This is a genomic window from Paraburkholderia sp. DD10 (assembly GCF_049177125.1).
Lineage (GTDB): Bacteria > Pseudomonadota > Gammaproteobacteria > Burkholderiales > Burkholderiaceae > Paraburkholderia > Paraburkholderia terricola.
Map to the genome: position 1 here is coordinate 2,773,568 of NZ_CP185393.1, position 25,607 is coordinate 2,799,174.

Genomic DNA, 25,607 nt, shown 5'->3' on the forward strand with positions numbered 1-25,607 from the left:
GCCCGCCCGCATGTTTCGCCCCTCTTCACCTTTTAATTGACGCCCCCAGGTTAACCACTGCGACCGGCGAAATTCGATGACCAAGAAAGTTTATGTAAAGACCTTTGGCTGCCAGATGAACGAGTACGACTCCGACAAGATGGTCGACGTACTCGGCGCGGCTGAAGGGCTCGTCAAGACCGACACGCCGGAAGACGCGGACGTCATTCTGTTCAACACCTGCTCGGTGCGCGAAAAAGCCCAGGAAAAAGTGTTCTCCGACCTGGGCCGCGTGCGCGAACTGAAAGAAGCGAATCCCAACCTGATCATCGGCGTGGGCGGCTGCGTGGCGAGCCAGGAAGGCGCGTCGATCGTGTCGCGCGCGCCGTATGTCGATCTGGTGTTCGGTCCGCAAACGCTGCACCGTCTGCCGCAAATGATCGACAAGCGCCGCGAAACCGGCCGCGCGCAAGTCGACATCTCGTTCCCCGAAATCGAAAAGTTCGACCATCTGCCGCCCGCGCGCGTGGAAGGTCCGAGCGCATTCGTGTCGATCATGGAAGGCTGCAGCAAGTATTGCAGCTACTGCGTCGTGCCGTACACGCGCGGCGAGGAAGTGTCGCGCCCGCTCGACGACGTGCTGACCGAGATCGCCGGTCTCGCCGATCAGGGCGTGCGCGAAGTCACGCTGCTCGGCCAGAACGTGAACGCTTATCGCGGCGCGCTCACGTTGGGCGCCGCCGAAATCGCCGACTTCGCGACGCTGATCGAATACGTCGCGGAGATTCCGGGCATCGAACGGATTCGCTACACCACGTCGCATCCGAAGGAATTCACGCAGCGCCTGATCGACGCCTACGCAAAGGTGCCGAAGCTCGTCAGCCACCTGCATCTGCCGGTGCAGCACGGCTCCGACCGCATTCTGATGGCGATGAAGCGCGGCTACACGGTGCTCGAATACAAGTCGGTGATCCGCAAGCTGCGCGCGATCCGCCCCGACCTGTCGCTGTCCACGGACATGATCGTCGGCTTTCCCGGCGAGACGGAAGAAGACTTCGACAAGATGATGGCGCTGGTGCACGAGATGAAGTACGACACCAGTTTCTCGTTCATCTACAGCCCGCGTCCGGGCACGCCCGCCGCGAATCTGCACGACGACACGCCACGCGAGGTGAAGCTCAAGCGCCTGCAATATTTGCAGGCTACGATCGAACAGAACGTGCAGCGCATCAGCGATTCGATGGTCGGCAAGATCGAGCGCATTCTGGTCGAGCGCCCGGCGCGCAAGGACCCGAACGAACTCGCGGGCCGCACGGAGAACAACCGTGTGGTGAACTTCCCCGCGCCGCTGGCTTCGCACGCGCGGCTGATCGGCCAGATGGTCGACGTGAAGATCGTCCACGCGTACCCGCATTCGCTGCGCGGCGAACTCGTGCTGGTGCACGACGACGCACGCCCCGAAGCAAGCGCCCTTGCGGCAGCGGCCACCACTCACTGAGCGACGCGCGCCAGCGTCACGAACCGACAGGATCGATCCTCCGCCTTGAAGACCACTCAGCAGCATCTGGAATTCACCGCACCGCGCGACGACAACGCGCGGCTCGCCAACCTCTGCGGCCCGCTCGACGAAAATCTGCGGCAGATCGAGCAGGCGCTCGACGTGACGCTGCAACGCCGTGGCCACCGCATCACGATCCGCGGGCGCGGCGCGAAACTCGCGCTCACGGCGCTCGAAAACTTCTACAACAACGCGCGCGAGCCGCTGTCGGTCGACGACATCCAGCTCGCGCTCGTCGAAGTGCGCCACCCGGCGCGGCATCGCACGAACGGCAATGGCAACGGCCATGGCGATGCGGCGGTCGATCCGCGCTTTCCCGGCAATCCCGATCATCCGTTCGACGAACCCGCCGACAACGGCGAGGACGACCTCGAAGAGTTGGGCCCGAAGCTGTACACGCGGCGCGCCGATCTGCGCGGCCGCACGCCGGCGCAACGCGACTATCTGAAGCAGATCATCTCGCACGACGTGACCTTCGGCGTCGGTCCGGCGGGCACGGGCAAGACCTATCTGGCGGTGGCTTGCGCAGTGGACGCGCTGGAGCGCGATCAGGTCAAGCGCATCGTGCTGACGCGGCCGGCCGTCGAAGCCGGCGAGCGTCTCGGCTTCCTGCCGGGCGATCTGGCGCAGAAGGTCGATCCGTATCTGCGTCCGCTCTACGACGCGCTGTACGACCTGCTCGGCTTCGACAAGACCGCGAAGATGTTCGAGCGGCAGATGATCGAAATCGCGCCGCTCGCATACATGCGCGGGCGCACGCTGAATCATGCGTTCATCATTCTCGACGAGGCGCAGAACACCACGCCCGAACAGATGAAGATGTTCCTCACGCGCATCGGCTTCGGCTCGAAGGCGGTGGTCACGGGCGACACGACCCAGGTCGACTTGCCGCGCGGCGCTAAGAGCGGGCTGATCGAAGCGCAGCAGGTGCTGTCGGATGTGCGCGGCATTGCGCTCACGCGCTTCACCAGTGCGGACGTGGTGCGGCATCCGCTGGTCGCGCGAATTGTGGAGGCGTACGATGCACATTCGCAGAAAACGGCCAATCCGGCGGATTCGCGCTGAGCCTCGCCGATTTGCGTCGAGCGGCGCCGAATGCCACGGCATGGGCCGCGGAAAACAAAGCAACAAGAGCAACAAAATCCATCACGCATGAGCCGCGCCCCGAAACTGACGTTGAATCTGCAATTCCCCGCCGCCAAGGCCTGGCCGGAACACAAGGCGCTGCTGCCGCGCGCCGCCGTGGCCGGCTGGATCAAGGCGGCGCTTTTCGCGGACGGCGAGCTGACCGTGCGTTTCGTCGATGCCGAAGAAGGCCGCACGCTGAATCGCACCTATCGCGGCAAGGACTATCCGACCAACGTGCTGACCTTCGCCTACGCCGAATCGGAAGACGATCCGGTGACGGGCGACCTGATCCTGTGCTGCCCGGTGGTCGAAAAGGAAGCCGCCGAGCAGAACAAGCCGCTGATCGCGCACTACGCGCATCTGCTGGTGCACGGCACGCTCCATGCCCAGGGCTACGACCACGAAGTCGAGGAAGAAGCCGAGGAAATGGAAGCGCTCGAAACGGAAATCCTCGGCAAGCTGGGTTTTCCCGATCCGTACCAATAGCCGCCGCCAACCCCGTTCAAACCGACCGTGAGCACCTCTTCCCCCGAAGCCGACACGCGAATGCCCTGCCCCGACTATCCGCCGGCGCTCGGCGAATCGCGGCTCCTGACGGACGAGGAACTGCGCGCGTCGCTCGAATGCACATTGCGCGATTGGGACCGCGCAAGCGATCTGTGGCTGTTCGGCTATGGCTCGCTGATCTGGAACCCCGGCCTGCCGACGCTCGAAGCCACTCGCTCCAAGGTGCACGGCTATCACCGCGGGCTGTATTTGTGGTCGCGCGTGAATCGCGGCACGCCCGAGCAGCCTGGCCTCGTGCTCGCGCTCGATCGCGGCGGCTCGTGCACCGGCATCGCGTTCCGCCTCGCCGCGGAGGGCGCGATGCCGCATCTGGAAGCGCTTTGGCGCCGCGAAATGGCGATGGGTTCGTACCGCCCGGCATGGCTGCCGTGCGTGCTCGCCGACGGCCGGCGCGTCGACGCGCTCGCCTTCGTGATGCGCCGCGACGTGCCGAGTTACACCGGCAAGCTGCACGACGAGGTCGTCAAAACGGTATTCGGCTGCGCGTGCGGACGCTACGGCACGACGCTCGACTATGTCAGCCGCACGGTCCACGCGCTGCGCGAAAGCGGCATGCCCGACCGTGCGCTGGAAGCGCTGCTAGAACGGTGTCGGGCGGCCGGGCAAGCGGACGGCCGCCGCTCGAACCAGTGAGTTGTTTGCGCGCTCATCGGCGCGCCGCCGGTGAGGCCTGTGTGAAACCCCTGCGCGGTCGTCGAACGCGGTAACCGCCGATGCGCCGCCCGCCGAACGGAACGCGCCCGCCGCAAGCATGCTCATCGCGTAACCAGCCGCGCTTTTTTGCTTCGGAACGCTTTTCCCCGCGTAATCAGTTAGGATTGACCTACGCTTCGCCTGCGCGACGGGGCGGTTTCACCGTTGCTTCACTCATCGCCAGCCAGGCGGGACACGGTCCTGCCATGTGCGTGGTGTATCCTTAATGCTCTGCAACAGCGCGCCCAGTCTTGCCGGGCGCACTACCATGAACGACACGTATCCCAGTCGACGCCAACTCGACAAACCGCACGAAAAACGCTCACTTCTCGAGCGTCTGACCGACTTCATTTCGCCCGAGCCCGACTCGCGCGCCGAACTTCTGGAAATCCTGCAGGACGCGCACGAGCGCAACCTGATCGACGCCGACTCGCTGTCGATGATCGAAGGCGTATTCCAGGTCTCCGAACTCAGCGCCCGCGACATCATGGTGCCGCGCGCGCAAATGGACGCGATCAACATCGCGGAAAGCCCCGCGGAATTCATTCCCTACGTGCTGGAAAAAGCGCACTCGCGCTATCCGGTCTACGAAGGCAATCGCGACAACATCATCGGCGTGCTGCTCGCCAAGGACCTGCTGCGCTATTACGCCGAAGAGGAATTCGACGTGCGCGGCATGCTGCGCCCCGCCGTCTTCATTCCCGAATCCAAGCGCCTGAACGTGCTGCTGCACGATTTCCGCGTGAATCGCAATCACCTCGCGGTGGTGGTCGACGAATACGGCGGCGTGGCCGGCCTGATCACGATCGAGGACGTGCTGGAGCAGATCGTCGGCGACATCGAGGACGAATACGATTTCGACGAGGAAAGCGGCAACATCATCGCGTCGCCGGACGGGCGTTTCCGCGTTCGCGCGCTCACCGAGATCGAGCAGTTCAACGAGGCCTTCGGCACCCATTACTCGGACGAGGAAGTCGATACGATCGGCGGCCTCGTCACGCATCACTTCGGGCGAGTGCCGCATCGCGGCGAAAAGGTCCGCCTCGACGACCTGATCTTCGAAATTCTGCGCGGTGATGCCCGCCAGATCCACATGCTGCTGGTGCGCCGCGATCCGCTCGCCGGCCAGCGCGAGCGCGAAGCACAGCACGTTCAAACCTGACCGGCTTCGTTTCTTCGCTTCCCAACTCCTCACGCCGACCGCGCAATAATGGCCGACCCGATTACCACCCGTTCGCGCAGCGGCGTGAGCGCCGCTGCCGCCGACACCCGCGGCCGCGCACTCCCCCGCTGGCATTACCTCGTCGCACTGGCCGCCGGTGCGGCGAACACGCTGTCGTTCGCGCCCACGCCGCATGGCGGCTGGCTCGAACTCGTCACCTTCACGTTCTTTTTCGCGTGGCTCACGCGCAGCACCGGCTGGAAAAGCGCCGCGCTGACGGGCGGCGCCTTCGGCTTCGGCAACTTCGTCTCGGGCGTCTGGTGGCTGTACGTCAGCATGCACGACTACGGCGGCATGGCCGCGCCGCTCGCGGGCGCGGCGGTGGTGCTGTTCTCCTTGTATCTGGCGCTCTATCCCGCGCTGGCCGCGGGCGTGTGGTCGTTTTGCGCCGGCCACGCGCGCAACGGCGCGTCGGCCTCCGACAAACCCTTCTCGCCGACGTGGCACGGCGCGCTCGCCTTCGCGAGCGCCTGGGCGATTAGCGAATGGCTGCGCGGCCTGATATTCACCGGTTTTCCGTGGCTCGCGAGCGGTTATGCACAGGTGGATGGACCGTTCGCCGGTTTCGCGCCGGTGGCGGGCGTGTATGGCGTCGGCTGGATATTGGCGCTGACGGCGGCGCTGATCGTGCAGGCGCTGCTGCCGCTGCTGCCCGCGCGCGTGTTGACCGACAGCGGCGGCAGTCAGCCCACCGGCTCTGAACGCCGCATTGCGCGCATCGCGGTTCCCGGCGGCATGGCCTTGGCGCTGATCGCGGCCGGCCTGCTGCTGCCGCTCGTGCAATGGACGGTGCCCGCCAACGCGCCACTGACGGTGCGCCTCCTGCAAGGCGACGTCAAACAGGAAATGAAGTTCGAGGAATCCGGCATGCGCGCCGCGATCGAGCAGTATCAGCAGATGATTACGTCAAAGCCCGCCGACCTCATCATCACGCCGGAAACCGCCATTCCCGTGCTCGCGCAGCAGTTGCCGCCGCGGTTCGCGTCGGCGGTGCGCGATTTCTCGGATTCGACCGGCAGCGCGATCCTGTTCGGCGCGATCGGCGGCACCATCACGCCGGAAGGCCGGGTGGTCGACTATACGAACAGTCTGTTCGGCGTCACGCCCGGCACCCGCGACGTGTACCGCTACGACAAACATCACCTCGTGCCGTTCGGCGAATTCGTGCCGTGGGGCTTTCGCTGGTTCGTCAATCTGATGAGCATTCCGCTTGGCGATTTCGCGCGCGGCGCGCCGGTGCAGAAGCCGTTCATCGTGCATAACCAGCCGGTCGCGGTCGACATCTGCTACGAGGACATTTTCGGCGAGGAGATCGCGCGCACCATCCGCGAGAGCGACACGCCAGCCGGCGTGCTGATCAACTCCACCAACCTCGCCTGGTTCGGCGACACCATCGCGCTCGACCAGCACTTGCAGATCGCGCGCATGCGCTCGCTGGAGACGGGCCGGCCCATGCTGCGTGCCACCAACACCGGCATGACCGCCGCGATCGACGCCAACGGCAAGGTGCTCGGACGGCTGACGCCGTACACGATCGGCTCGCTCGATCTGACGGTGCAAGGCACTTCGGGCAGCACGCCCTATGTGACGAGCGGCAACAATACGGTGCTGGCGGTTTCGTTGCTGCTGCTGGCGTTCGGGTTTGCATTCGGGCCGGGGATAACGCGGCGCCGGAATGGAAACAATAAGCCGCAGTAAATCCTGCGTCACCGCGCCGTCCGTTTATACGTGAAAGCGGCGCGGTGAATTCATCGCCGAACATCAACCCTCAATAGAAAAACGCGCGCTGACGGGATTCCGCCAGCGCGCGTTTTCCATAAATCAGGCGTTACTGATTCGAAGCGATCCGCTGCTGAATATGCTGCGCACGCGCCGGTGAAGCGGGATGCGAACTCAATATGCTCGATTTGCCGCCGTCCGCCTGCGCGAGTTTGTTAAATGCCGTCACCAATCCCGACGGATCGAGCTTCTTCTTTTTCTGCAAATCGAACGAATAATCGTCGGCCGCGCTTTCCTGGGCTTGCGAGAATTGCGCGTTAATCAGCTTCTCGGAAAACTCGCCGAGCTGCGAACCGGACAGCGCCGCCGCCACGCCGCCCGTTGAAGACGCCACCGAGCGCACCGCCGAGGTCGCGTATGCGACCTGCATCGCCTTCTTCGTATGGCCCAATGCCACGTGGCCCATTTCGTGGCCGACCACGCCGCGCACTTCGCTGTCGTTCATCATGTCCATCAGGCCGCTATAGACGCGCACACAGCCGTTGGCCATTGCCCAGGCGTTGACGTCCTTCGTGAGATACACCTTGTAGTTCACCGGCGTGCCGTTGATGTTGTCGCCCAGTTGCGCGGCGATCTTGTCGAGGCGCTTCTGGTACTTGCTGTTCGGCGCGGCGATCTTGTTTTCGCTGTCCAGTTGCGCGCAGGACTTGTCGCTCAGCGCGCGCACGTCGGTGTCGCTCAAGGTGGCGGCCTGGGTGGCCAACTGGCCGGACTGGATCAAGGCGGACGGATCGACATTGCCGACACTGGAGCATGCGGCAAGCAACGCGAACGCCGAAGCGGCGATGACGAGGCGATACTGTTTCATCGTGGAAGTCTCTTTGCGATGTTATTGATTTCGGCGGCGCGCTTTTAATACGCCGCCCCATTCGCAATGGCCGCCTACTGCCGACAAATAAAATCAGTGTATGTCGATTGCATCAGCCATTGCGCCACGCGCGCAGACAAAAAAAACGCCTGACGAGCAGGCGTTTTTTACCACGATGCAAGGTTTTATTCATGCTTTTGCAAGCTTGAATGACCTCAATTTTCAAAGTTGCCGCGAATTCGGGCAAGCATTCGTTCACGACGGCCGCATCGCTGGCGCGGTGCTTACTCGCTGCTTATGCGGTTCTTATTCCCTTTGTACGTCGATAACGCCCGTTCAATTCGCCGGCACGGTGTCGATAAACGACTGGCGCAGCGAAAGCTTCTGAAAATGCTTGTCCAGATTCGGATACGGTTCACGCCAGTTCAACTCGGGCATGCGGAAGTCGAGGTAGCCCAGCGCGCAGCCCACCGCGATGTCCGCGAGCGTGTAGTGATTGCCCGCGCACCACGGCTTGCTGCCCAAACCCTGCGACATCGCGATCAGGCTTTCGTCGATCTTGCGCTGCTGCCGCGCGACCCAGGCTTCCACGCGCTGCTCGGGCGCGCGCTGCGTGCCTTCGAGACGAATCAGCACTGCCGCGTCCAGCATGCCGTCGGCGAGCGCCTCCCAGCAACGCACCTCGACACGCTCGCGCCCCGACTGGGGAATCAGCTTGCCGACCGGCGACAGCGTGTCCACGTATTCACAGATCACTCGCGAGTCGAACACCGCTTCGCCATCTTCCATCACGAGGCAGGGCACCTTGCCGAGCGGATTGAAGGTGTGAATCTTCGTGTCCGGCGCCCAGACGTTCTCGGGCACCAGTTCGTAGTCGATCTTCTTGTCGGCCAGCACGATCCGCGCTTTACGCACGAAGGGGCTGGCGAGCGAACCGATGAGTTTCATCATGACCATCTGCCTTTTCTTGAATTCGGCGAAAGTATAAGGGCTTGGCGGCATTCCCGAGCAGCACGCCGCATGTTCGCGAGCCGCATGCAGACTCGCTGTGGATGGATTGCAACATTGCCCCGTCGCTCGTTCTGCGTCTAGCCGGCCGAACGGCCAACGCGGCGGCAAGGGGCGCGCGGACGGCATGCATGGGCGGCCATCGCGCTGTCTTACGTTGGCGCGGTGTAGCGGCCACGGGGGCCGGGCGGCGGCCTCCACCACGTCGTGGGCCCGAGCGCCCTCACGGGCCTGCGCGCCAGTAGCCCCGCCAAATAGGTCGCCGCATTGGGCGCTACAATCGCACGATGAACCAGCCGACCGAACCCACCATCGCCATCGACGTCTACCGCACGCGCCGCGAGCGCGTACTCGCCGCGCTGCGCGCCGCGGGCGGCGGCGTCGCCATCGTCCCCACCGCGCCCGAAACGGTGCGCAACCGTGATGCCGACTATCCGTACCGGCACGACAGCTACTTCTATTACCTGACCGGCTTCACCGAACCCGAGGCATTGCTGGTGCTCGACGCCAGCGCCGCGACCGGCGAGCCGGCGTCGATCCTGTTCTGCCGCGAGAAAAACGTCGAGCGCGAGACGTGGGAAGGCTTCCGCTTCGGCCCGGAAGGCGCGCGCGCGGCGTTCGGCTTCGACGCCGCATTCGCCGTCGGCGAAATCGATGCGCAACTGCCTCGGCTTCTCGCCGACAAGCCGTCGGTGCATTACGCGCTCGGCACGTCGGCGCAACTGGATGAGCAAGTGCGCGGCTGGCTTGAGGCGGTGCGCGCGCAGGGCCGCAGCGGCGTCGCGGCGCCCGGCGCCGCGCGCGACCTGATGCCGCTGCTCGACGACATGCGACTCTTCAAGGACGACCACGAACTCGCCGTCATGCGCCGCGCGGGGCGGATTTCCGCGCAAGCGCATCGCCGCGCGATGGCCGCGTGCCGCCCTGGCGTGCGCGAGTACGAACTCGAAGCCGAGTTGCTCTACACGTTCCGCAAATTCGGCGCGCAGGCGCCGGCTTACACATCGATCGTCGCGGCGGGCGCCAACGCTTGCGTGCTGCATTACCCGGCAGGCAACGCGATTGCCCAGGACGGCGACCTGATCCTGATCGACGCGGCGTGCGAACTCGACGGCTACGCGTCCGACATCACCCGCACCTTTCCGGCGAGCGGCCGCTTCACGCGGGCGCAGCGCGAGCTCTACGACATCGTGCTGGCCGCGCAGCAGGCCGCCGTCGACGCCACGCGTCCCGGCGCCAGCTTCGACGAGCCGCACCAGGCCGCCGTGCGCGTGCTGTCGCAAGGCTTGCTCGACACCGGCATCGTCGAACGCACGAAGTTCGCCTCGGTCGACGACGTGATCGCCGAGCGCGCCTACGCGCCCTTCTACATGCACCGCACCGGCCACTGGCTCGGCATGGACGTGCACGATGTCGGCGACTACCGCGAGCGCGGCGCGCCGCGCGACGAAGCGGGCGCGCTGCCGTGGCGCACGCTGCAGGCGTCGATGACGCTGACCGTCGAGCCGGGCCTATACATCCGTGCGGCCGAAGGCGTGCCGGAGCGCTACTGGAATATCGGCATCCGCATCGAGGACGACGCGATCGTCACGCCGACCGGCTGCGAGCTGATGACGCGCGACGTGCCGGTAGCCGCCGACGAGATCGAGGCGCTCATGCAGGAAGCCCGCGCGGCCCATGAAACGAGGACGTAATCCGCGATGAACGACGTTTCCCAGTCGGCGGTGATTCTGAAGCCCGCCGCCTCCGCTCAGTCATTCGATTTCGACGTGACGATCGTCGGCGCCGGTCCGGTCGGGCTGGCGCTCGCCGGCTGGCTGTCGCGCCGCAGCGCGACGCATGCGCTCAAGATCGCGCTCGTCGACGCGCGCGAGCCGGAGGATTCGATCGCCGATCCGCGCGCGATCGCCGTGTCGCACGGCAGCCGGATGATTCTGGAGCCGCTGAACTGGCCCGCCGACGCCACCGCGATCGAGCGCATTCACGTGTCGCAGCGCGGACACTTCGGCCGCACGCTGATCGACCAGCGCGAGCACGGCTTGCCGGCGCTCGGCTACGTGCTGCGCTACGGCTCGATCGTCCACGGTCTCGCGCAAGCGGTGCATGCCACGCCCGTGCACTGGTTCCGCTCCACCTCCGCCGCCGCGCCCACGCAGGAACACGACGGCGTCACGCTGCCGATCGAAACCGCGGGCGTCACGCGGCATTTGCGCACCCGCATTCTGGTGAACGCCGAAGGCGGCCTGTTCGGCGATCAGAAGAAAGCCGGCAAGAGCGCGGCGGCGGGCGACACGCGCGACTACGGACAAACCGCGCTGGTCGGCACGGTCAGCGCATCGGCACCGCAGCCGCACGTGGCGTGGGAGCGCTTCACGTCCCAAGGGCCGATCGCGCTCCTGCCGATGGGCGGCGTGCGCGGCGCGGATTACGCGTTGGTGTGGTGCTGCGCGCCCGAGGAAGCCGCGCGCCGCACGCAGCTTTCCGACGACGAATTCCTGCGCGAACTCGGCGCCGCCTTCGGCGACCGGATGGGCCGCTTCACGCAGATCCGGGGACGCGCGTCGTTTCCGCTCGGACTGAACGCGGTGGATACGCTCGTGAAGGGCCGCGTCGTCGCGATCGGCAACGCGGCGCAGACGCTGCATCCGGTGGCGGGCCAGGGTTTGAATCTCGGCCTGCGCGACGCGCACGCGCTCGCCGACGCGCTATCCGCGGAAGGCCCGACGCCGCTCGCCCTCGCGACTTTCGCGCAACGCCGCGCGCTCGACCGGCGCATGACGATCGGCGCCACCGACACGCTCGCGCGACTGTTCACCATCGACTTTGCGCCGCTCGCGATCATGCGCGGCCTCGCGCTCACCGCGCTCGAATTCGTGCCGCCGGTGAAAACCGCGCTGGCGCGTCAGATGATGTTCGGACAGCGCCGCTGAGCGCACCGCCCGCTTGCGCCGCGCGGTTTTTTTGCGCGGTTTTCCGGGCGCTTGGAGCAAGCGGCGCAAACGGCGGCGGCTCTATGAACCGGCCCGCTTTCATAGAAGATTTAATGGGTTACGGTCGACACATGTCGAATCCCGGTTATCCGTTAACGCTAAAATAGCGGTTTTCCCTTGCATTTCGCGAATGCTCCGATTGACGAAATTGAACAATCGGTTGCGCGCGCGTCCACGTCATGCCCACTCTCGGCTCCCACAATCTGCGTAACAACCTGTTCGTCGCCCCGATGGCCGGCGTGACCGACCGGCCGTTCCGGCAGCTCTGCAAGCGGCTGGGCGCGGGCTATGCGGTGTCGGAAATGGTCGCCTCGAACGCGCAGTTGTGGAAAAGCGAAAAGACCATGCGCCGCGCCAACCACGCGGGCGAGGTCGAGCCGATCGCCGTGCAGATCGCCGGCGCCGATCCGGCCATGATGGCCGAGGCGGCCCGCTACAACGTGGCGAACGGCGCGCAGATCATCGACATCAACATGGGCTGTCCGGCCAAGAAGGTGTGCAACGTGGCGGCGGGTTCGGCGCTGTTGCAGAACGAACCGCTGGTGCAGCGCATCGTCGAGGCGGTGGTGGGCGCGGTGGGCGTCGGCCCCGACGCGGTACCCGTCACGCTGAAGATCCGCACCGGCTGGGATCGCGACAACCGGAACGCGCTCACCATCGCGCGCCTCGCCGAAGCCGCCGGCATTTCGATGCTGACCGTGCATGGCCGCACGCGCGCCGACCTGTATCACGGCGAGGCCGAGTACGACACCATCGCCGCGGTGAAGGCGGCGGTGCGCATTCCGGTGGTCGCCAACGGCGACATCACGTCGCCGCAAAAAGCGCGCGAGGTGCTCGCCGCCACCGGCGCCGACGCGATCATGATCGGCCGCGCCGCGCAAGGGCGCCCGTGGCTGTTCCGCGAGATCGAACATTTCCTGCAAACGGGCGAGTTGCTGCCGCCGCCGCGCATCGACGAAATCCAGCAGGTGATGAACGAGCATCTCGAGGATCACTACGCGTTCTACGGCGAATTTACCGGTGTGCGCACTGCGCGCAAGCACATCGGCTGGTACACTCGCGGCCTTTCTGGCGCCAACGTGTTCCGGCATCGCATGAATACGCTGGACACCACGCGCGAACAACTCCTCGCCGTCAACGAATTCTTCGACGCACAGAAGGCGATCTCCGAGCGCCTCGTCTACGTCGACGAAACGCTCGACAACAACGACGGCGAGCCGGACCATACCGACCGACTAGCAGCATGAGCAAGAACAACATCGAACAATCTGTCCGCGACAGCCTGGGCATCTATTTCCAGGATCTCGACGGCTCCAATCCGCACGACGTCTACGACATGGTCATTTCATGCGTGGAAAAACCTTTGCTCGAAGTGGTGCTCGAGCAGGCCGGCGGCAATCAGTCGCTGGCCGCCGAGTATCTCGGCATCAACCGCAATACGCTGCGCAAGAAGCTGCAACAGCACGGTTTGTTGTAGCGCGTCGTCATTTCTTCGCGCCCTGCCACGTTTCCCTTCGGCTTTTCGTCTTCATCATGATCAAGCAAGCGCTCATCTCCGTTTCCGACAAGTCCGGCATCGTCGACTTCGCCAAGTCGCTGTCGGACCTCGGCGTCAAGATCCTGTCGACCGGCGGCACCGCGAAACTGCTCGCGGACGCGGGCCTCTCCGTCACCGAAGTCGCGGATTACACCGGCTTCCCGGAAATGCTGGACGGGCGCGTGAAAACGCTGCATCCGAAGGTGCACGGCGGCATTCTCGCGCGCCGCGATCTGCCGGAGCACATGGCTGCGCTCGAAAAGCACGACATTCCGACAATCGACCTGCTGGTCGTGAACCTGTACCCGTTCGTGCAGACGGTGTCGAAGGAAGCGTGCTCGCTGGAAGACGCGATCGAGAACATCGACATCGGCGGCCCGACCATGCTGCGCTCGGCTGCGAAGAATCATCGCGACGTGACGGTGGTGGTCGACCCGGCGGACTACGCGGTGGTGCTCGAGGAAATGCGCGCGAACGGCAACGCGGTGTCGTACAAGACGAACTTCCGCCTCGCCACCAAGGTATTCGCGCACACCGCGCAATACGACGGCGCGATCACGAACTACCTGACGAGCCTGACCGACGAATTGCAACACGCGTCGCGCAACACGTATCCGTCCACCTTCAATCTCGCGTTCAACAAGGTGCAGGACCTGCGCTACGGCGAAAACCCGCACCAAAGCGCCGCGTTCTATCGCGACCTGTCCGTGCCGGCCGGCGCGCTCGCGAACTACAACCAGTTGCAAGGCAAGGAACTGTCGTACAACAACATCGCGGATTCCGACGCGGCGTGGGAATGCGTGAAGACCTTCGACGTGCCGGCCTGCGTGATCGTCAAGCACGCCAATCCGTGCGGCGTGGCGGTGGGCTCGGACGCGAACGAAGCGTATGCCAAGGCGTTCCAGACCGATCCGACCTCGGCGTTCGGCGGCATCATCGCGTTCAACCGCGAAGTGGACGAAACGGCGGCGCAAGCCGTGGCCAAGCAGTTCGTCGAAGTGCTGATCGCGCCGTCGTTCAGCGTCGAGGCTCGCCAGGTGTTCGCGGCCAAGCAGAACGTGCGTCTGCTCGAAATCGCCTTGGGCGAAGGCCATAACGCGTTCGATCTGAAGCGCGTCGGCGGCGGTCTGCTGGTGCAGTCGCTCGATTCGAAGAACGTGCAGCCGCGTGAATTGCGCGTGGTCACGAAGCGTCACCCGACGCCGAAGGAAATGGACGATCTGCTGTTCGCGTGGCGCGTCGCGAAGTATGTGAAGTCGAACGCCATCGTGTTCTGCGGCAACGGCATGACGCTCGGCGTCGGCGCGGGCCAGATGAGCCGCGTCGATTCGGCGCGCATCGCGAGCATCAAGGCGCAGAACGCCGGTTTGACGCTGACCGGTTCGGCCGTGGCGTCGGACGCGTTCTTCCCGTTCCGCGACGGTCTCGATGTGGTGGTGGCCGCGGGCGCGACGTGCGTGATCCAGCCGGGCGGCTCGATGCGCGACGACGAAGTGGTCGGCGCGGCGGACGAGCACAACATCGCGATGGTGTTGACCGGGGTGCGGCACTTCCGGCATTGATTCCGGCTTTTGGGGCACGGCGCGCGGTTCGATTGGCGCATCGGTCACCCAGTTGGCTTGAATGAGACGGCTTGGTGGAGACTTCCATCGGGCCGTTTTTTGTTGCATTCCCTGTGCGCTGCACCGTTCAATCGTCCGGGTCCTTTCTCTCGTAACCTCCGCTGACATCGGGATGCTGGCTGATGTAAGTGCTGAGCCCCTGCCCTCGTCGCGCGAGACGCTTGAGCGCGGCAACGTGCTTCACACCGACGCTCGCCTCCGTGTACCAATACGCGACACCGGCCTTGAAACGGACCGCGACATAGTCGTCGCCAATCTCATACGCCGCGACGCCCGAATCGCCACTGACATTACGATAGCGCTCCATCCGCGATGACCTCCCTGTACGCATGCAGCAGCAGTTTCTATTCCGCCGACATCGCCGCATGCCGGCCGCCGCGCGGCACGTTCGTTGTAGTATCGCAGGCACCAGCTTTTTACCGCGCGTGCGGCACTCCATGAGAATTCTCGGCATCGACCCCGGCTTGCGCGTGACCGGCTTCGGCGTGATCGATCAAAGCGGTCACACGCTCAGCTATGTCGCGAGCGGCGTCATCAAGACCGCCGACGCGGATCTGCCGTCGCGTCTCGGCACCATTTTCGAAGGCATCTCCACGCTGATTCGCCAGCATTCGCCGGATCAGTCGGCGATTGAAAAAGTGTTCGTCAACGTCAATCCGCAATCCACTTTGCTGCTCGGCCAGGCACGCGGCGCGGCAATCTGCGGACTGGTGGCGGGCGGCGTGCCGGTCGCCGAATACACCGCGTTGCAGTTGAAGCAGGCCGTGGTGGGCTACGGGCGCGCAACCAAGGAGCAGATGCAGCAGATGGTGGTGCGGCTGCTCAGTCTTTCCGGCGTACCCAGCACCGACGCCGCCGACGCGCTCGGCATGGCGATCTGCCACGCTCACGGCGGATCGACGCTGAGCACGCTCGGCGGCATCGCACCCTCGCTGGCGAAGAAGGGGCTGCGCGTCAGGCGCGGACGCCTCGTCGGTTAAGCGAAAAAGCGCGCGACGCGCCGCCCGCTCGCTGCGCTACACTCGCCCTTTCTCTCAAGAATGAACTCCCCATGATCGGTCGCATTGCCGGCGTTCTGCTGGAAAAAAATCCGCCGCATTTGCTCGTCGACTGCAACGGCGTCGGTTATGAAGTCGACGTGCCGATGAGCACGTTCTACAACCTGCCGTCGACCGGCGAGCGTGTCGTGCTGCTCACGCAAATGATCGTGCGCGAGGACGCGCATCTGCTGTATGGCTTCGGCACGGCCGAGGAACGCTCGACCTTCCGCGAACTGCTGAAAATTTCCGGCATCGGCGCGCGCATGGCGCTGGCGGTGCTCTCGGGCATGAGCGTGCACGAACTCGCGCAGACCGTCACGCTGCAGGATGCGGCGCGTCTCACGCGCGTGCCGGGCATCGGCAAGAAAACGGCGGAACGGCTGCTGCTCGAACTGAAGGGCAAGCTCGGCGCGGATCTCGGCGCGACGGCCGGCGCGGCGTCGGCATCCGGCCACGCCCCCGATATCCTCAACGCGCTGCTTGCCTTGGGCTACTCCGAGAAAGAAGCGTTGGCGGCCGTCAAAAACGTGCCGGCCGGCACCGGCGTTTCCGAGGGCATCAAGCTGGCGTTGAAGGCGCTGTCCAAGGGTTGAAGCCAGGCGCGCGCGGTACAATGAACCCATGATCGAAACCGACAAACTCGCCGCCGAACGCATCATCGCGGCCACGCCCGTCTCGCCGAACGAAGAAGCGTTCGAGCGCGCGTTGCGCCCGCGCCAGCTCGAGGAATACGTCGGGCAGGAAAAAGTGCGTGGCCAGTTGGAAATTTTCATCGAGGCCGCCAGGCGCCGTTCGGAATCGCTCGACCACGTCCTGCTGTTCGGGCCGCCTGGTTTGGGCAAGACCACGCTCGCGCACATCATCGCGCGGGAAATGGGCGTGAATCTGCGGCAAACGTCCGGCCCAGTGCTCGAACGCGCCGGCGATCTCGCCGCGCTGCTCACCAATCTCGAAGCCAACGACGTGCTGTTCATCGACGAAATCCACCGGCTCTCTCCGGTCGTCGAGGAAATTCTGTATCCGGCGTTGGAGGACTATCAGATCGACATCATGATCGGCGAAGGGCCGGCCGCGCGCAGCGTGAAGCTGGACCTGCAGCCGTTCACGCTGGTCGGCGCGACCACGCGCGCGGGCATGCTGACCAATCCGCTGCGTGACCGCTTCGGCATCGTGGCGCGGCTGGAGTTTTATAACGCCGAGGAACTCTCGCGCATCGTCACGCGTTCGGCATCGCTGCTGAATGCACAGATCCATCCGGACGGCGCCTTTGAAATCGCCAAGCGCGCGCGCGGCACGCCGCGGATCGCCAACCGGCTGCTGCGGCGCGTGCGCGATTTCGCCGAGGTGAAAGCCGACGGCAACATCACCGCGCAAGTGGCCGACGCGGCGCTCAAAATGCTCGACGTGGACGCGGTCGGCTTCGACCTGATGGACCGCAAGCTGCTCGAAGCGATTCTGCACAAGTTCGACGGCGGCCCGGTCGGCGTCGACAATCTCGCGGCTGCCATCGGCGAAGAGCGTGACACGATCGAAGACGTGCTCGAACCGTATCTGATCCAGCAAGGCTTCCTGCAGCGCACGCCGCGTGGGCGGGTCGCCACGCTGCTGACCTACCGGCATTTCGGTCTCGCCGCGCCGGACTCGTCGAGCGGACTGCCCGGCTTGTGGGATTCGGCCGCGACCTGAGCCAGGCGCATGCAGTTCGAAGCGGCGCGCCCCAGCGCCCCGCCCGATCGACTTCGCGGTTACAGCACCTTCTTGAAACTATCGTCCGCGCTGGGCGCATCGAGATGCGACACGTCCGCCCACGACACGATGGACGCCTTGCCGTCGTCAAAATCCACCACGTTCACGCTCGTATTCAGCAACGCGTAATCACGCGGCGCATCGAGCGGCAAAGCGCATGCGAACCGGCGCACGCAATCGAGCACACCGCCATGCGCGACACACGCGATTCGTCCGCCAGGATGCGCGGCCACTAGCGGCTCGACCGCATGCAGCACGCGATGGTAGAAGACGCGTTGCGACTCGCCTTCCGGCGGTGCGAAACCCGGATCACGGGTTTGCCAGTGCGCGTGTTCATCGGGGAAACGCGCGGCGATCTCGTCGCTGTCATGCCCCTGGAACGCGCCATAGGAGCGCTCGCGCAAACCCTCGCGCAGTTGCAGCGGCAAGCCGAGCATCTCGGCAATCGGCTGCGCGGTTTGCTGCGCGCGCTGCAGGTCGCTGGAATAAATCGCATCGAGCCGCGCGCCCTGCTTCGCTTCATTCGCGATGCGGCGCGCAAGGCGTTGCGCCTGCTCGAGCCCGGTCGTCGCAAGCGGAATGTCGATGTGACCTTGAATGCGCTTGATGCGGTTCCAGTCGGTCTCGCCGTGGCGGATGAACAGAATCTGCGTGGTCATGGGATGAAGTGGGCGCTATTCGCCGGTTATGCCGAGCCGGTATTGTCGCAAATCCGGCTGGAGAGTAGACGCGCGCGCCGTTGCGCGCCTGGTGTTGACGCGCGCTTAGGCGTTCGCCTGGAGCCAGAAGGTCACCGGCCCATCATTGACGAGCGACACCTGCATGTCAGCGCCGAATTCGCCTGTCTCCACAATCGGATGCTTCACGCGGGCCGCCGCAACGAAGTAATCGAAGAGCCGCTTGCCTTCATCCGGTGGCGCGGCTGGCGTGAAGCTCGGGCGCAAGCCGCTGTTCGTATCCGCGGCCAGCGTGAACTGCGAAACGAGCAGCAAACCGCCTGCGCGGCCCGCGCCGTCGAGATTCTGCACGGAGAGATTCATCTTGCCGGCCGCGTCGCTGAACACGCGGTAGCCGAGCACCTTGGCGAGCAGCCGGTCGGCTGCGGCTTCCGTGTCGCCGCGCTCCGCGCAGACGAGCGCCAGCAGCCCCGCTTCGATCGCGCCGGTCACGCGATCGTTCACGCGCACTTCCGCGTGCCGCACACGCTGGATCAGCGCGATCATCGGCGCGGCTCCGAATGCAATGCCCGGCTCATCAGGCCGTCAGCGTGACGCGCGCAAAACGGCGCTTGCCGACCTGCACGACGTACTCGCCGGCCTCAACCTTCAGGCCCTTGTCGGACACGGTCGCGCCGTCGATCTTCACGCCGCCTTGCTCGATGTTGCGCAGCGCTTCGCTCGTCGACGGCACGAGGTTGGCCTGCTTGAGCAACTGGCCGATCGCGAGCGGCGCGCCGGCCAGCGTGAGCGACGGAATATCGTCCGGCACTCCGCCCTTCGCGCGATGGTTGAAGTCTTCGAGCGCGCGCTCGGCGTCGGCTTGCGAGTGAAAGCGCGCGACGATTTCCTGCCCGAGCATCACCTTGAAGTCACGCGGATTGCGGCCCGCTTCGATCTCTTTCCTGAAGCCGGCGATCTCTTCCATCGGGCGGAACGAGAGCAGCTCGAAGTAACGCCACATCAGCACGTCGGAAATGCTCATCAGCTTGCCGAACATGTCGTTCGGCTTTTCGCTGATGCCGATGTAGTTGTTCTTCGACTTCGACATCTTCTCGACGCCGTCGAGCCCTTCGAGCAGCGGCATCGTCAAGATGCACTGCTGTTCCTGGCCGTACTGCTTCTGCAACTCACGGCCCACCAGCAGATTGAATTTTTGATCCGTGCCGCCGAGTTCGAGGTCGGCGTTCAGCGCGACCGAATCGTAGCCTTGCATCAGCGGGTACAGGAACTCGTGGATCGAGATCGGCACGCCGCTCTGGAAACGCTTGGTGAAATCTTCACGCTCGAGAATCCGCGCGACCGTGTAGCGCGACGCGAGCTTGATCATGCCGTCCGCGCCGAGCGGCATCGACCACTCGCTGTTGTAGCGGATCTCGGTCTTGTCGCGGTCGAGCACGAGCGCGGCCTGCTCGAAATAGGTTTTCGCGTTCGATTCGATCTGCTCGCGCGTGAGCGGCGGCCGCGTGGCGTTACGGCCCGACGGATCGCCGATCAGCGACGTGAAATCGCCGATCAGAAAGATCACCGTGTGACCGAGGTCCTGCAACTGACGCATCTTGTTCAGCACGACCGTATGGCCGATGTGAATGTCCGGCGCGGTGGGATCGAGCCCGAGCTTGATGCGCAGTGGCGTGCCGGTCGCCGCGCTCTTCGCGAGCTTTTGCGCGAATTCCTCTTCGATCAGCAATTCGTCCACGCCGCGCTTGGTGACGGCGAGCGCATGACGGACTTCGTCGGTGATCGGAAAAGCGGGACTGGGCTTGGTGGACTCGGTGCTCATGCTGGAAACTTGAAGTCGCGAAAAAGGGTGATTGTCCCATAGATGCACGCCGCCGCGCCCATTGACTCGGCCACAACGGGCGCGGCGGCGCACGATTTCCATGTGCGGACGTGGCGGTGAGCGCGGTCGCGTTTTTTCTTCAGCCGCGCTTGCGCCAAGAATCTGCTACAACCAACGCAACGAACCATCGACAGGAGCAGCAACGTGGCGCAAGACCCCGCAGACGGCATCTACTTCGGATTGATGTCAGGCACGAGCATGGACGGCGTGGACGGTGTAGCCGTCAGATTTGCCCAAGGGAAACCGCCGGAAGTGCTGGCCGAGGCGTTTGTCGGCTTCGCGGCGGGCTTGCGCGAAGCGCTGTTCGCCTTGCAACAGCCTGGAGACAACGAAATCGAACGCGAGGCGCTGGCCGCCAACGCGCTCGCGACCCGTTACACGGTGTGCTGCCACGAACTGCTGCGCGGCGGACGCCTATCCGCCCCGGAGGTGCGCGCGATCGGCGTGCACGGGCAGACGGTGCGGCATCGGCCGGAAAAAGGCTACACGCGGCAGATCAACAACCCCGCGTTGCTCGCGGAAATGATGCATATCGACGTCATCGCCGATTTCCGCAGCCGCGACGTCGCGGCGGGCGGCCAAGGCGCGCCGCTCGTGCCGGCGTTTCATGCCACGGTGTTCGGCATGAAGGACGAGACGCGGGTGGTCTGCAATCTCGGCGGCATCAGCAACATCACGGTTCTGAACGCGACCGGCAGCGTGCGCGGCTTCGACTGCGGGCCGGCGAACGCGCTGCTCGACGAGTGGGCCGAACGCCATCTCGGCAAACCCTTCGACGAGAACGGTCATTTCGCGGCGGGCGGCCAGGTGGACCGCACGCTGCTCAACGCTTTGCTCGATGAGCCGTTTTTCGCGCAGCAGCCGCCGAAAAGTACCGGCCGCGACCTGTTCAATGCGGAATGGCTCGACGCAAAGCTACAGCCGTTCGCAACGCTCGCCCCCGCGGATGTGCAAGCGACCCTGGTCGCCCTCACGGCGGTGACGGTCGCACGCGAAATCGAGCGGCATGCGTCGGATGCGAGAGCGGTCTACGTATGCGGGGGCGGCGCGCGCAACCCGGAGATTCTGAAGGCGCTGCAGCAGGCGCTGGAGGACAGCGGCGTCAGCGGCGTTCCGGTAATGACGACCGACGCGCTCGGCGTGCCGCCGAGCCAGGTCGAGGCGCTAGCGTTCGCCTGGCTGGCGATGCGCTGCGTGGCGCGCCTGCCGGGCAATCTGCCGGCGGTCACCGGTGCGGCCGCGGAACGCGTGCTGGGGGCGATTTATCCTCGCTGACAAATGGAAACGGGGCCGAAGCCCCGTTTCCATTTACAACTTGTTCGCCTAACCGGCCATCAAACCGAGAACGACGAGCCGCAACCGCAGGTGGTCGTGGCGTTCGGGTTCTTGATGACGAACTGCGCGCCGTTGATGTCGTCCTTGTAGTCGATTTCGGCGCCAACCAGATACTGGTAGCTCATCGAATCGATCAGCAACTGGACACCGCTCTTGTTCATGATGGTGTCGTCTTCATTAACGGCTTCGTCGAACGTAAAACCGTACTGAAAGCCCGAGCAGCCGCCGCCCTGCACGAAAACGCGCAGTTTGAGGTCCGCATTGCCTTCTTCTTCGATCAGTTGCTTGACCTTGTCAGCCGCTGCGTCGGTAAAAACGAAGGGGGCGGGCATCTCGGTCACGGGTGTGTCGGTGACTGCGTTCATTCGAACTCTCCAAAAAGCTTCTAACCGCTATTGTAGGGCTGATCTCGATATCGTGCCGAAGCCCACAAAATCAATGGGTTCTTCCACGAAAATCGACGGGCGGCGCGATTGCCGGCAGCAGCCCGCCCGAGCGGATGAATCGCCGGCCACGCGCTGAATCCACCGCGACAGAGCGACGCCGCGCGAGCAATAAAAAAGCCGCCTTCGCGAAAGCGTTGGCGGCTTTTGCAGCGCTCCAGCCCGAAAGCCGGTTCGCACCCGAAGCGATTAACGCTTCGAGAATTGCTTCCTGCGACGTGCCTTGTGGAAGCCGACCTTCTTACGTTCGACTTCACGAGCATCACGCGTCACGAAGCCGGCGTGCGACAGTTGCGGCTTCAGCGTTGCGTCGTAGTCCATCAGTGCGCGGGTGATGCCGTGGCGAACCGCACCGGCTTGACCCGTTTCACCGCCACCCGTGACGTTGACCTTGATGTCGAACGTAGCGGCGTGGTTCGTGAGTTCCAGCGGCTGACGCACGATCATGAGCGACGTTTCGCGCGAGAAGTAATCGGCGATGGGCTTGCCGTTCACAACGATATCGCCCTTGCCTGCCTTGATGAAGACGCGTGCGACGGCGCTCTTGCGGCGGCCCGTGCCGTAATTCCAGTTACCGATCATGTGGGCTCCCCTTAGATCTCGAGCGCTTTCGGCTGTTGTGCCGAATGCGGGTGCGTTGCTTCAGCGTAGACCTTCAGCTTCTTGATCATCGCGTAGCCCAGCGGGCCCTTCGGCAGCATGCCCTTGACCGCTTTCTCGAGCGCACGGCCCGGGAAGCGTTCCTGCATCTTGCCGAACGTCGTTTCATAGATACCGCCCGGGTAACCCGAGTGGCGATAGTACTTCTTGTCAGTAGCCTTGTTGCCCGTGACCTTCAGCTTGCCGGCGTTGATAACGATGATGAAATCACCGGTGTCGACGTGGGGAGTGAATTCAGGCTTGTGCTTGCCGCGAAGACGGTGTGCCACTTCGCTGGCGACACGCCCGAGAACCTTATCCGTCGCGTCAATCACGTACCATTCGCGCGTCACCTCATGGGCTTTTGCGGAAAACGTCTTCATGATCGATCCAAAAAAATTGCTGCGCCCAATGTGTTTTTTCCTGCTTGTAGTGTGCGCATCGAGGCGCGTGCAGGCTCTCCCTGTTCTTCCTCCGCGGGCGCGGATGCGGAAAAGCCCTGAATTATAAAGGAATTTGCTACACCAAGTCAAAAGGCGCGGGAGTTTGCGCGAGATGTGCGGTGATCTGGCTGGCAAGGCGCGCTATGTAGCCCGCTGTCCTACTGAAATCAGCCTCGCACGGAAAAAGGCGCGGACGAAAAAAAACCCGAACGAGCGGTTCGGGTTTAATCCACCAAAGGAGGAGGTGGAGGAGACAGCGGAGGTTGCGAACTGCTGCAACCGATGAAATCGATTATATGAGACGCCCTTGTGCAACGCAAGAACATTTGCATTGCGAAATGCAATCCCGCAATGTGAGAAACACTATCGTTGCAGGCCGGACGTCGAGTTTCCTTTGAAATTAAGGTACAAGGCCTTTTTGCCAGCGCATGCGGACGTGCCGTCTAGAGTAAAACCCCTAAAGCCCCCAGGCATTCCCCGAACCGACTGCGGATGCCGCAGTGCAACACGCAAGTAGCTAGTTCGCATAATTTCGGGCGAAAGTCGCCTCGGGCGGACACCCAAACGCCGGGCTACAATGCGTCTCTCATAGCGAAGCGCGGTGGAGCACAGCATGGAATGCAAAGTTAGCTGGATGGGACAGGACGGGATGGCGTTTGCGGCCGAGACGGGCAGCGGCCACCTCGTCACGATGGATGGCGCGCCGGAAGGCGGCGGCCGCAATCTCGCGCCGCGCCCGATGGAAATGGTTCTGCTCGGCACCGGCGGCTGCACCGCCTACGACGTCGTGATGATCCTGAAGAAAAGCCGCCAGGAAATCGCCGGCTGCTCGGTGACGCTGAAGGCCGAGCGCGCCAGCGAAGACCCGAAAGTGTTCACCAAGGTTCACTTTCATTTCACCGTGACCGGCAAGAACCTGAACCCCGCCACGGTCGAGCGTGCGATTAATCTGTCGCACGACAAATACTGCTCGGCGTCGATCATGATCGCGAAAACCGCCGAGCTCACGCACTCATTCGACATCGTCGCGGGCTAAGGAGTCGCGCGGCGCGCGGTTCGGCGCGCTCGCTGCTAACCGCCGCCCAGGATAAGCACGAAATAAAATGCCGGCGTCCGCATGGACGCCGGCATTTTTGTTATATCAGGTGGCAAAGCAGGCCGATAAGCCGGATTCTGTGCACGCGCCACGTCCGAAAACGCGACGCGCGTGGCAGCCATTCCTCTAGGCGCGCCATTACTGACACGCTCGAGCTTCCTACCCGCAGACGTGACGGGGGCCCCGTCCTGCATCTCGAAGATGCTAGCCTGCCTACTTGGAATTGCTCCGGGTGGAGGTTACCGTGCCGGTCTGCCTTGCAGCAGCCGCGGTGCGCTCTTACCGCACCGTTTCACCCTTACCTGATCCCGGCTTGCGCCGGGCCATCGGCGGTTTGCTTTCTGTTGCCCTGTTCCGCGTGTCGCCACGGATGGCCGTTAGCCATCACCCTGCCCTGTGGAGTCCGGACTTTCCTCGCCCTCTTTGGCCGAAGCCGCGGAGGCCGCGACTGCCTAGCCTGCTTTGCTGGCGAGGATTTTAACACTTGGGTAGCCGGCAAGCCGCTTGAACCGCTGAAATAGCCGAATGGCCAAGTCGATGAGTGGATCCAGTAGAAATCCGGCGCCAGCCCCTTAAAGCCTCTGGCCGGCGCGCCGGCCTGCCCGAAACACGGAAATGTCGTCGTAAAACGCGGGCGATTCGTTCTCCGCCCACCAGCCGGGAATGCCCAGCACGGGAAGCGGCGCGAACATACGGCTCGTCAAGGCGTCGGTGTTCAGGAGCGCCGCGCTCACGGATTCGTCGAGCCACGCGTCGCGCGCCACGGCGTCCCATCGGAAATAGTCGGACGGCACATCGACGATCCACGCATGCCCCGTGCAGGCCTTGAACGGCGCGATCAGCTTTTCCAGCAACGCGTGGCCGAAGCAACGCACTTCGCAACTCGCACCCCAAGCGTCGCGCCGGGCAACCAGCAGCGTCCGCCAGTCGAATCCGCGTAACGCGGCGCTCAATGCCGGATCGGCGCAGGCGAACAGCAACGCGTTCTCGTCGAACAAGGTCAGCGTGTCGCGTACGCCGCCGCGGGTCGGACCGACGCCCAGCACATCGATTGCCGCCGACTGCCGCGCATTCAGCGCCGCCTTGATACGCGGAAATGCAAACCACATCGAACCGTTGAAGAAGTCATGCAGATTGTGGCGTGTCGGCACGCAGCCGGTGGCCGCGATATGCGCCTCGTATGCGGCGCCGGGCGGCAGATCGTCTTGCGCGATGAACGCAAGCCGCTGCCCGCGCCCGGTGGTCTGCCGCATCTCGCCGGCATCGGCGTTCATTTCGGCGAGCAAGGCCGCGTAACTGGTCAGCGCGGCCTGCTGCCAGCGCTGGCCGCGCCCGGCGAACTGCGCGAACCACGGCGCCGTCCAGTCGATATCGGCGAAGCCTGGCCGCGCCGCGTCACGCACCTGCATCTAAGG

General features: G+C 64.2%; 27 protein-coding genes and 1 other RNA gene. 17 read left to right on the top strand and 11 right to left on the bottom strand.

Annotated elements, in window-relative coordinates:
• Positions 1 to 76 precede the first annotated feature (76 nt).
• The 6 genes from miaB (at position 77) to lnt (ending at position 6,845) form a co-directional block, all read left to right on the top strand.
• Positions 77 to 1,477, top strand: a complete 1,401-nt coding sequence (miaB, locus tag ACOCG7_RS27780) for a tRNA (N6-isopentenyl adenosine(37)-C2)-methylthiotransferase MiaB (protein ID WP_083083181.1) — start codon at positions 77 to 79, stop codon at positions 1,475 to 1,477.
• 45 nt (positions 1,478 to 1,522) lie between these two features.
• Positions 1,523 to 2,602: a PhoH family protein gene (locus ACOCG7_RS27785; protein ID WP_073429079.1), complete on the top strand. Its 1,080-nt coding sequence runs from the start codon at positions 1,523 to 1,525 to the stop codon at positions 2,600 to 2,602.
• Between the two features lie 87 nt (positions 2,603 to 2,689).
• On the top strand, positions 2,690 to 3,151 hold the full coding sequence (gene ybeY, locus ACOCG7_RS27790) for an rRNA maturation RNase YbeY (RefSeq protein ID WP_114163160.1): 462 nt from the start codon (positions 2,690 to 2,692) through the stop codon (positions 3,149 to 3,151).
• A gap of 60 nt (positions 3,152 to 3,211) precedes the next feature.
• On the top strand, positions 3,212 to 3,865 hold the full coding sequence (locus ACOCG7_RS27795; RefSeq protein WP_416448076.1) for a gamma-glutamylcyclotransferase: 654 nt from the start codon (positions 3,212 to 3,214) through the stop codon (positions 3,863 to 3,865).
• A gap of 328 nt (positions 3,866 to 4,193) precedes the next feature.
• Positions 4,194 to 5,087: an HlyC/CorC family transporter gene (locus tag ACOCG7_RS27800; RefSeq protein ID WP_073429082.1), complete on the top strand. Its 894-nt coding sequence runs from the start codon at positions 4,194 to 4,196 to the stop codon at positions 5,085 to 5,087.
• A 48-nt stretch (positions 5,088 to 5,135) separates the two neighbouring features.
• Complete coding sequence (gene lnt / locus ACOCG7_RS27805; RefSeq protein WP_114163161.1) at positions 5,136 to 6,845, top strand: apolipoprotein N-acyltransferase; 1,710 nt, start codon at positions 5,136 to 5,138, stop codon at positions 6,843 to 6,845.
• A 130-nt stretch (positions 6,846 to 6,975) separates the two neighbouring features.
• Here the strand turns inward: lnt and ACOCG7_RS27810 are convergent, their stop codons facing one another.
• Positions 6,976 to 7,734 carry a M48 family metallopeptidase gene (locus ACOCG7_RS27810; protein WP_073429084.1) on the bottom strand — a complete coding sequence of 253 codons (759 nt, stop codon included), beginning with the start codon at positions 7,732 to 7,734 and terminating at the stop codon, positions 6,976 to 6,978.
• Between the two features lie 100 nt (positions 7,735 to 7,834).
• Here ACOCG7_RS27810 and ACOCG7_RS27815 point away from each other — a divergent pair, with 100 nt between their 5' ends.
• Entirely contained in the window at positions 7,835 to 8,122 is a 288-nt protein-coding gene (locus ACOCG7_RS27815) for a hypothetical protein (RefSeq protein WP_152035352.1), read from the top strand.
• On the opposite strand, the gene ACOCG7_RS27820 is transcribed toward ACOCG7_RS27815, so the two are convergent.
• The gene (locus ACOCG7_RS27820) at positions 8,071 to 8,685 is read right to left on the bottom strand and encodes a glutathione S-transferase C-terminal domain-containing protein (RefSeq protein ID WP_176035726.1); all 615 of its coding nucleotides are present in this window, start codon (positions 8,683 to 8,685) and stop codon (positions 8,071 to 8,073) included. The two genes, ACOCG7_RS27815 and ACOCG7_RS27820, sit on opposite strands and share 52 nt — an antisense overlap.
• Positions 8,686 to 9,029: 344 nt before the next feature.
• On the opposite strand from ACOCG7_RS27820, the gene ACOCG7_RS27825 reads away from it, so the two are divergent.
• The 5 genes from ACOCG7_RS27825 to purH all read left to right on the top strand — a co-directional run bounded on the left by ACOCG7_RS27825 (position 9,030) and on the right by purH (position 14,831).
• Positions 9,030 to 10,436 (top strand): aminopeptidase P N-terminal domain-containing protein, encoded by a 1,407-nt coding sequence (locus ACOCG7_RS27825; protein WP_083083173.1) that lies wholly within the window; start codon positions 9,030 to 9,032, stop codon positions 10,434 to 10,436.
• A 6-nt stretch (positions 10,437 to 10,442) separates the two neighbouring features.
• Positions 10,443 to 11,672 carry a UbiH/UbiF/VisC/COQ6 family ubiquinone biosynthesis hydroxylase gene (locus ACOCG7_RS27830; RefSeq protein ID WP_083083171.1) on the top strand — a complete coding sequence of 410 codons (1,230 nt, stop codon included), beginning with the start codon at positions 10,443 to 10,445 and terminating at the stop codon, positions 11,670 to 11,672.
• Between the two features lie 239 nt (positions 11,673 to 11,911).
• Positions 11,912 to 12,979 (top strand): tRNA dihydrouridine synthase DusB, encoded by a 1,068-nt coding sequence (dusB, locus tag ACOCG7_RS27835; RefSeq protein ID WP_073429087.1) that lies wholly within the window; start codon positions 11,912 to 11,914, stop codon positions 12,977 to 12,979.
• Positions 12,976 to 13,209 carry a Fis family transcriptional regulator gene (locus tag ACOCG7_RS27840; RefSeq protein WP_006049915.1) on the top strand — a complete coding sequence of 78 codons (234 nt, stop codon included), beginning with the start codon at positions 12,976 to 12,978 and terminating at the stop codon, positions 13,207 to 13,209. Before dusB ends, ACOCG7_RS27840 begins: the two co-directional genes overlap by 4 nt.
• A gap of 56 nt (positions 13,210 to 13,265) precedes the next feature.
• The gene (gene purH, locus ACOCG7_RS27845; RefSeq protein WP_083083169.1) at positions 13,266 to 14,831 is read left to right on the top strand and encodes a bifunctional phosphoribosylaminoimidazolecarboxamide formyltransferase/IMP cyclohydrolase; all 1,566 of its coding nucleotides are present in this window, start codon (positions 13,266 to 13,268) and stop codon (positions 14,829 to 14,831) included.
• A gap of 127 nt (positions 14,832 to 14,958) precedes the next feature.
• On the opposite strand, the gene ACOCG7_RS27850 is transcribed toward purH, so the two are convergent.
• Positions 14,959 to 15,198 (bottom strand): hypothetical protein, encoded by a 240-nt coding sequence (locus tag ACOCG7_RS27850; protein WP_083083167.1) that lies wholly within the window; start codon positions 15,196 to 15,198, stop codon positions 14,959 to 14,961.
• Between the two features lie 130 nt (positions 15,199 to 15,328).
• On the opposite strand from ACOCG7_RS27850, the gene ruvC reads away from it, so the two are divergent.
• The 3 genes from ruvC (at position 15,329) to ruvB (ending at position 17,617) form a co-directional block, all read left to right on the top strand.
• Entirely contained in the window at positions 15,329 to 15,871 is a 543-nt protein-coding gene (gene ruvC / locus ACOCG7_RS27855; RefSeq protein WP_073429090.1) for a crossover junction endodeoxyribonuclease RuvC, read from the top strand.
• 71 nt (positions 15,872 to 15,942) lie between these two features.
• Positions 15,943 to 16,524 (top strand): Holliday junction branch migration protein RuvA, encoded by a 582-nt coding sequence (ruvA, locus tag ACOCG7_RS27860; protein ID WP_083083165.1) that lies wholly within the window; start codon positions 15,943 to 15,945, stop codon positions 16,522 to 16,524.
• Between the two features lie 28 nt (positions 16,525 to 16,552).
• The gene (ruvB, locus tag ACOCG7_RS27865) at positions 16,553 to 17,617 is read left to right on the top strand and encodes a Holliday junction branch migration DNA helicase RuvB (RefSeq protein ID WP_073429092.1); all 1,065 of its coding nucleotides are present in this window, start codon (positions 16,553 to 16,555) and stop codon (positions 17,615 to 17,617) included.
• A gap of 59 nt (positions 17,618 to 17,676) precedes the next feature.
• Here ruvB and ACOCG7_RS27870 read toward each other — a convergent pair whose 3' ends face one another.
• The 3 genes from ACOCG7_RS27870 to tyrS all read right to left on the bottom strand — a co-directional run bounded on the left by ACOCG7_RS27870 (position 17,677) and on the right by tyrS (position 20,176).
• Complete coding sequence (locus ACOCG7_RS27870) at positions 17,677 to 18,336, bottom strand: histidine phosphatase family protein (protein ID WP_083083163.1); 660 nt, start codon at positions 18,334 to 18,336, stop codon at positions 17,677 to 17,679.
• 105 nt (positions 18,337 to 18,441) lie between these two features.
• Entirely contained in the window at positions 18,442 to 18,900 is a 459-nt protein-coding gene (gene dtd, locus ACOCG7_RS27875) for a D-aminoacyl-tRNA deacylase (protein ID WP_083083161.1), read from the bottom strand.
• A gap of 31 nt (positions 18,901 to 18,931) precedes the next feature.
• Positions 18,932 to 20,176: a tyrosine--tRNA ligase gene (tyrS, locus tag ACOCG7_RS27880; protein WP_073429095.1), complete on the bottom strand. Its 1,245-nt coding sequence runs from the start codon at positions 20,174 to 20,176 to the stop codon at positions 18,932 to 18,934.
• 204 nt (positions 20,177 to 20,380) lie between these two features.
• Between tyrS and ACOCG7_RS27885 the strand changes: the two genes are divergently transcribed.
• The gene (locus tag ACOCG7_RS27885) at positions 20,381 to 21,511 is read left to right on the top strand and encodes an anhydro-N-acetylmuramic acid kinase (protein WP_073429096.1); all 1,131 of its coding nucleotides are present in this window, start codon (positions 20,381 to 20,383) and stop codon (positions 21,509 to 21,511) included.
• Positions 21,512 to 21,570: 59 nt separating this feature from the next.
• On the opposite strand, the gene erpA is transcribed toward ACOCG7_RS27885, so the two are convergent.
• The 3 genes from erpA to rplM form a co-directional block, all read right to left on the bottom strand.
• Positions 21,571 to 21,936, bottom strand: a complete 366-nt coding sequence (gene erpA, locus ACOCG7_RS27890; protein ID WP_073429097.1) for an iron-sulfur cluster insertion protein ErpA — start codon at positions 21,934 to 21,936, stop codon at positions 21,571 to 21,573.
• Positions 21,937 to 22,203: 267 nt separating this feature from the next.
• Entirely contained in the window at positions 22,204 to 22,596 is a 393-nt protein-coding gene (rpsI, locus tag ACOCG7_RS27895) for a 30S ribosomal protein S9 (RefSeq protein WP_073429098.1), read from the bottom strand.
• 11 nt (positions 22,597 to 22,607) lie between these two features.
• Complete coding sequence (gene rplM / locus ACOCG7_RS27900; protein WP_020069304.1) at positions 22,608 to 23,036, bottom strand: 50S ribosomal protein L13; 429 nt, start codon at positions 23,034 to 23,036, stop codon at positions 22,608 to 22,610.
• 673 nt (positions 23,037 to 23,709) lie between these two features.
• Between rplM and ACOCG7_RS27905 the strand changes: the two genes are divergently transcribed.
• Positions 23,710 to 24,132: an OsmC family protein gene (locus tag ACOCG7_RS27905; RefSeq protein WP_073429099.1), complete on the top strand. Its 423-nt coding sequence runs from the start codon at positions 23,710 to 23,712 to the stop codon at positions 24,130 to 24,132.
• Between the two features lie 110 nt (positions 24,133 to 24,242).
• Here ACOCG7_RS27905 and rnpB read toward each other — a convergent pair.
• An RNA gene (rnpB, locus tag ACOCG7_RS27910) (RNase P RNA component class A) lies at positions 24,243 to 24,656 on the bottom strand.
• A 108-nt stretch (positions 24,657 to 24,764) separates the two neighbouring features.
• Positions 24,765 to 25,601, bottom strand: a complete 837-nt coding sequence (locus ACOCG7_RS27915; RefSeq protein WP_073429100.1) for a DUF3025 domain-containing protein — start codon at positions 25,599 to 25,601, stop codon at positions 24,765 to 24,767.
• Positions 25,602 to 25,607 lie beyond the last annotated feature (6 nt).

What these genes read in the sequence shown, in the direction of transcription:
- ACOCG7_RS27800 (WP_073429082.1), top strand. Translation starts at nt 4,194, where the DNA reads ATGAACGACACGTATCCCAGTCGACGCCAACTCGACAAACCGCACGAA.
- ACOCG7_RS27810 (WP_073429084.1), bottom strand. Translation starts at nt 7,734, where the DNA reads ATGAAACAGTATCGCCTCGTCATCGCCGCTTCGGCGTTCGCGTTGCTT.
- ACOCG7_RS27870 (WP_083083163.1), bottom strand. Translation starts at nt 18,336, where the DNA reads ATGACCACGCAGATTCTGTTCATCCGCCACGGCGAGACCGACTGGAAC.
- rplM (WP_020069304.1), bottom strand. Translation starts at nt 23,036, where the DNA reads ATGAAGACGTTTTCCGCAAAAGCCCATGAGGTGACGCGCGAATGGTAC.
- ACOCG7_RS27795 (WP_416448076.1), top strand. Translation starts at nt 3,212, where the DNA reads ATGCCCTGCCCCGACTATCCGCCGGCGCTCGGCGAATCGCGGCTCCTG.
- lnt (WP_114163161.1), top strand. Translation starts at nt 5,136, where the DNA reads ATGGCCGACCCGATTACCACCCGTTCGCGCAGCGGCGTGAGCGCCGCT.
- ACOCG7_RS27815 (WP_152035352.1), top strand. Translation starts at nt 7,835, where the DNA reads ATGTCGATTGCATCAGCCATTGCGCCACGCGCGCAGACAAAAAAAACG.
- erpA (WP_073429097.1), bottom strand. Translation starts at nt 21,936, where the DNA reads ATGAACGCAGTCACCGACACACCCGTGACCGAGATGCCCGCCCCCTTC.
- ACOCG7_RS27825 (WP_083083173.1), top strand. Translation starts at nt 9,030, where the DNA reads ATGAACCAGCCGACCGAACCCACCATCGCCATCGACGTCTACCGCACG.
- ybeY (WP_114163160.1), top strand. Translation starts at nt 2,690, where the DNA reads ATGAGCCGCGCCCCGAAACTGACGTTGAATCTGCAATTCCCCGCCGCC.
- ACOCG7_RS27905 (WP_073429099.1), top strand. Translation starts at nt 23,710, where the DNA reads ATGGAATGCAAAGTTAGCTGGATGGGACAGGACGGGATGGCGTTTGCG.
- ACOCG7_RS27915 (WP_073429100.1), bottom strand. Translation starts at nt 25,601, where the DNA reads ATGCAGGTGCGTGACGCGGCGCGGCCAGGCTTCGCCGATATCGACTGG.
- ACOCG7_RS27850 (WP_083083167.1), bottom strand. Translation starts at nt 15,198, where the DNA reads ATGGAGCGCTATCGTAATGTCAGTGGCGATTCGGGCGTCGCGGCGTAT.
- ruvB (WP_073429092.1), top strand. Translation starts at nt 16,553, where the DNA reads ATGATCGAAACCGACAAACTCGCCGCCGAACGCATCATCGCGGCCACG.
- miaB (WP_083083181.1), top strand. Translation starts at nt 77, where the DNA reads ATGACCAAGAAAGTTTATGTAAAGACCTTTGGCTGCCAGATGAACGAG.
- ACOCG7_RS27830 (WP_083083171.1), top strand. Translation starts at nt 10,443, where the DNA reads ATGAACGACGTTTCCCAGTCGGCGGTGATTCTGAAGCCCGCCGCCTCC.
- ruvC (WP_073429090.1), top strand. Translation starts at nt 15,329, where the DNA reads ATGAGAATTCTCGGCATCGACCCCGGCTTGCGCGTGACCGGCTTCGGC.
- rpsI (WP_073429098.1), bottom strand. Translation starts at nt 22,596, where the DNA reads ATGATCGGTAACTGGAATTACGGCACGGGCCGCCGCAAGAGCGCCGTC.
- ACOCG7_RS27840 (WP_006049915.1), top strand. Translation starts at nt 12,976, where the DNA reads ATGAGCAAGAACAACATCGAACAATCTGTCCGCGACAGCCTGGGCATC.
- dtd (WP_083083161.1), bottom strand. Translation starts at nt 18,900, where the DNA reads ATGATCGCGCTGATCCAGCGTGTGCGGCACGCGGAAGTGCGCGTGAAC.
- dusB (WP_073429087.1), top strand. Translation starts at nt 11,912, where the DNA reads ATGCCCACTCTCGGCTCCCACAATCTGCGTAACAACCTGTTCGTCGCC.
- purH (WP_083083169.1), top strand. Translation starts at nt 13,266, where the DNA reads ATGATCAAGCAAGCGCTCATCTCCGTTTCCGACAAGTCCGGCATCGTC.
- ACOCG7_RS27820 (WP_176035726.1), bottom strand. Translation starts at nt 8,685, where the DNA reads ATGATGAAACTCATCGGTTCGCTCGCCAGCCCCTTCGTGCGTAAAGCG.
- ruvA (WP_083083165.1), top strand. Translation starts at nt 15,943, where the DNA reads ATGATCGGTCGCATTGCCGGCGTTCTGCTGGAAAAAAATCCGCCGCAT.
- tyrS (WP_073429095.1), bottom strand. Translation starts at nt 20,176, where the DNA reads ATGAGCACCGAGTCCACCAAGCCCAGTCCCGCTTTTCCGATCACCGAC.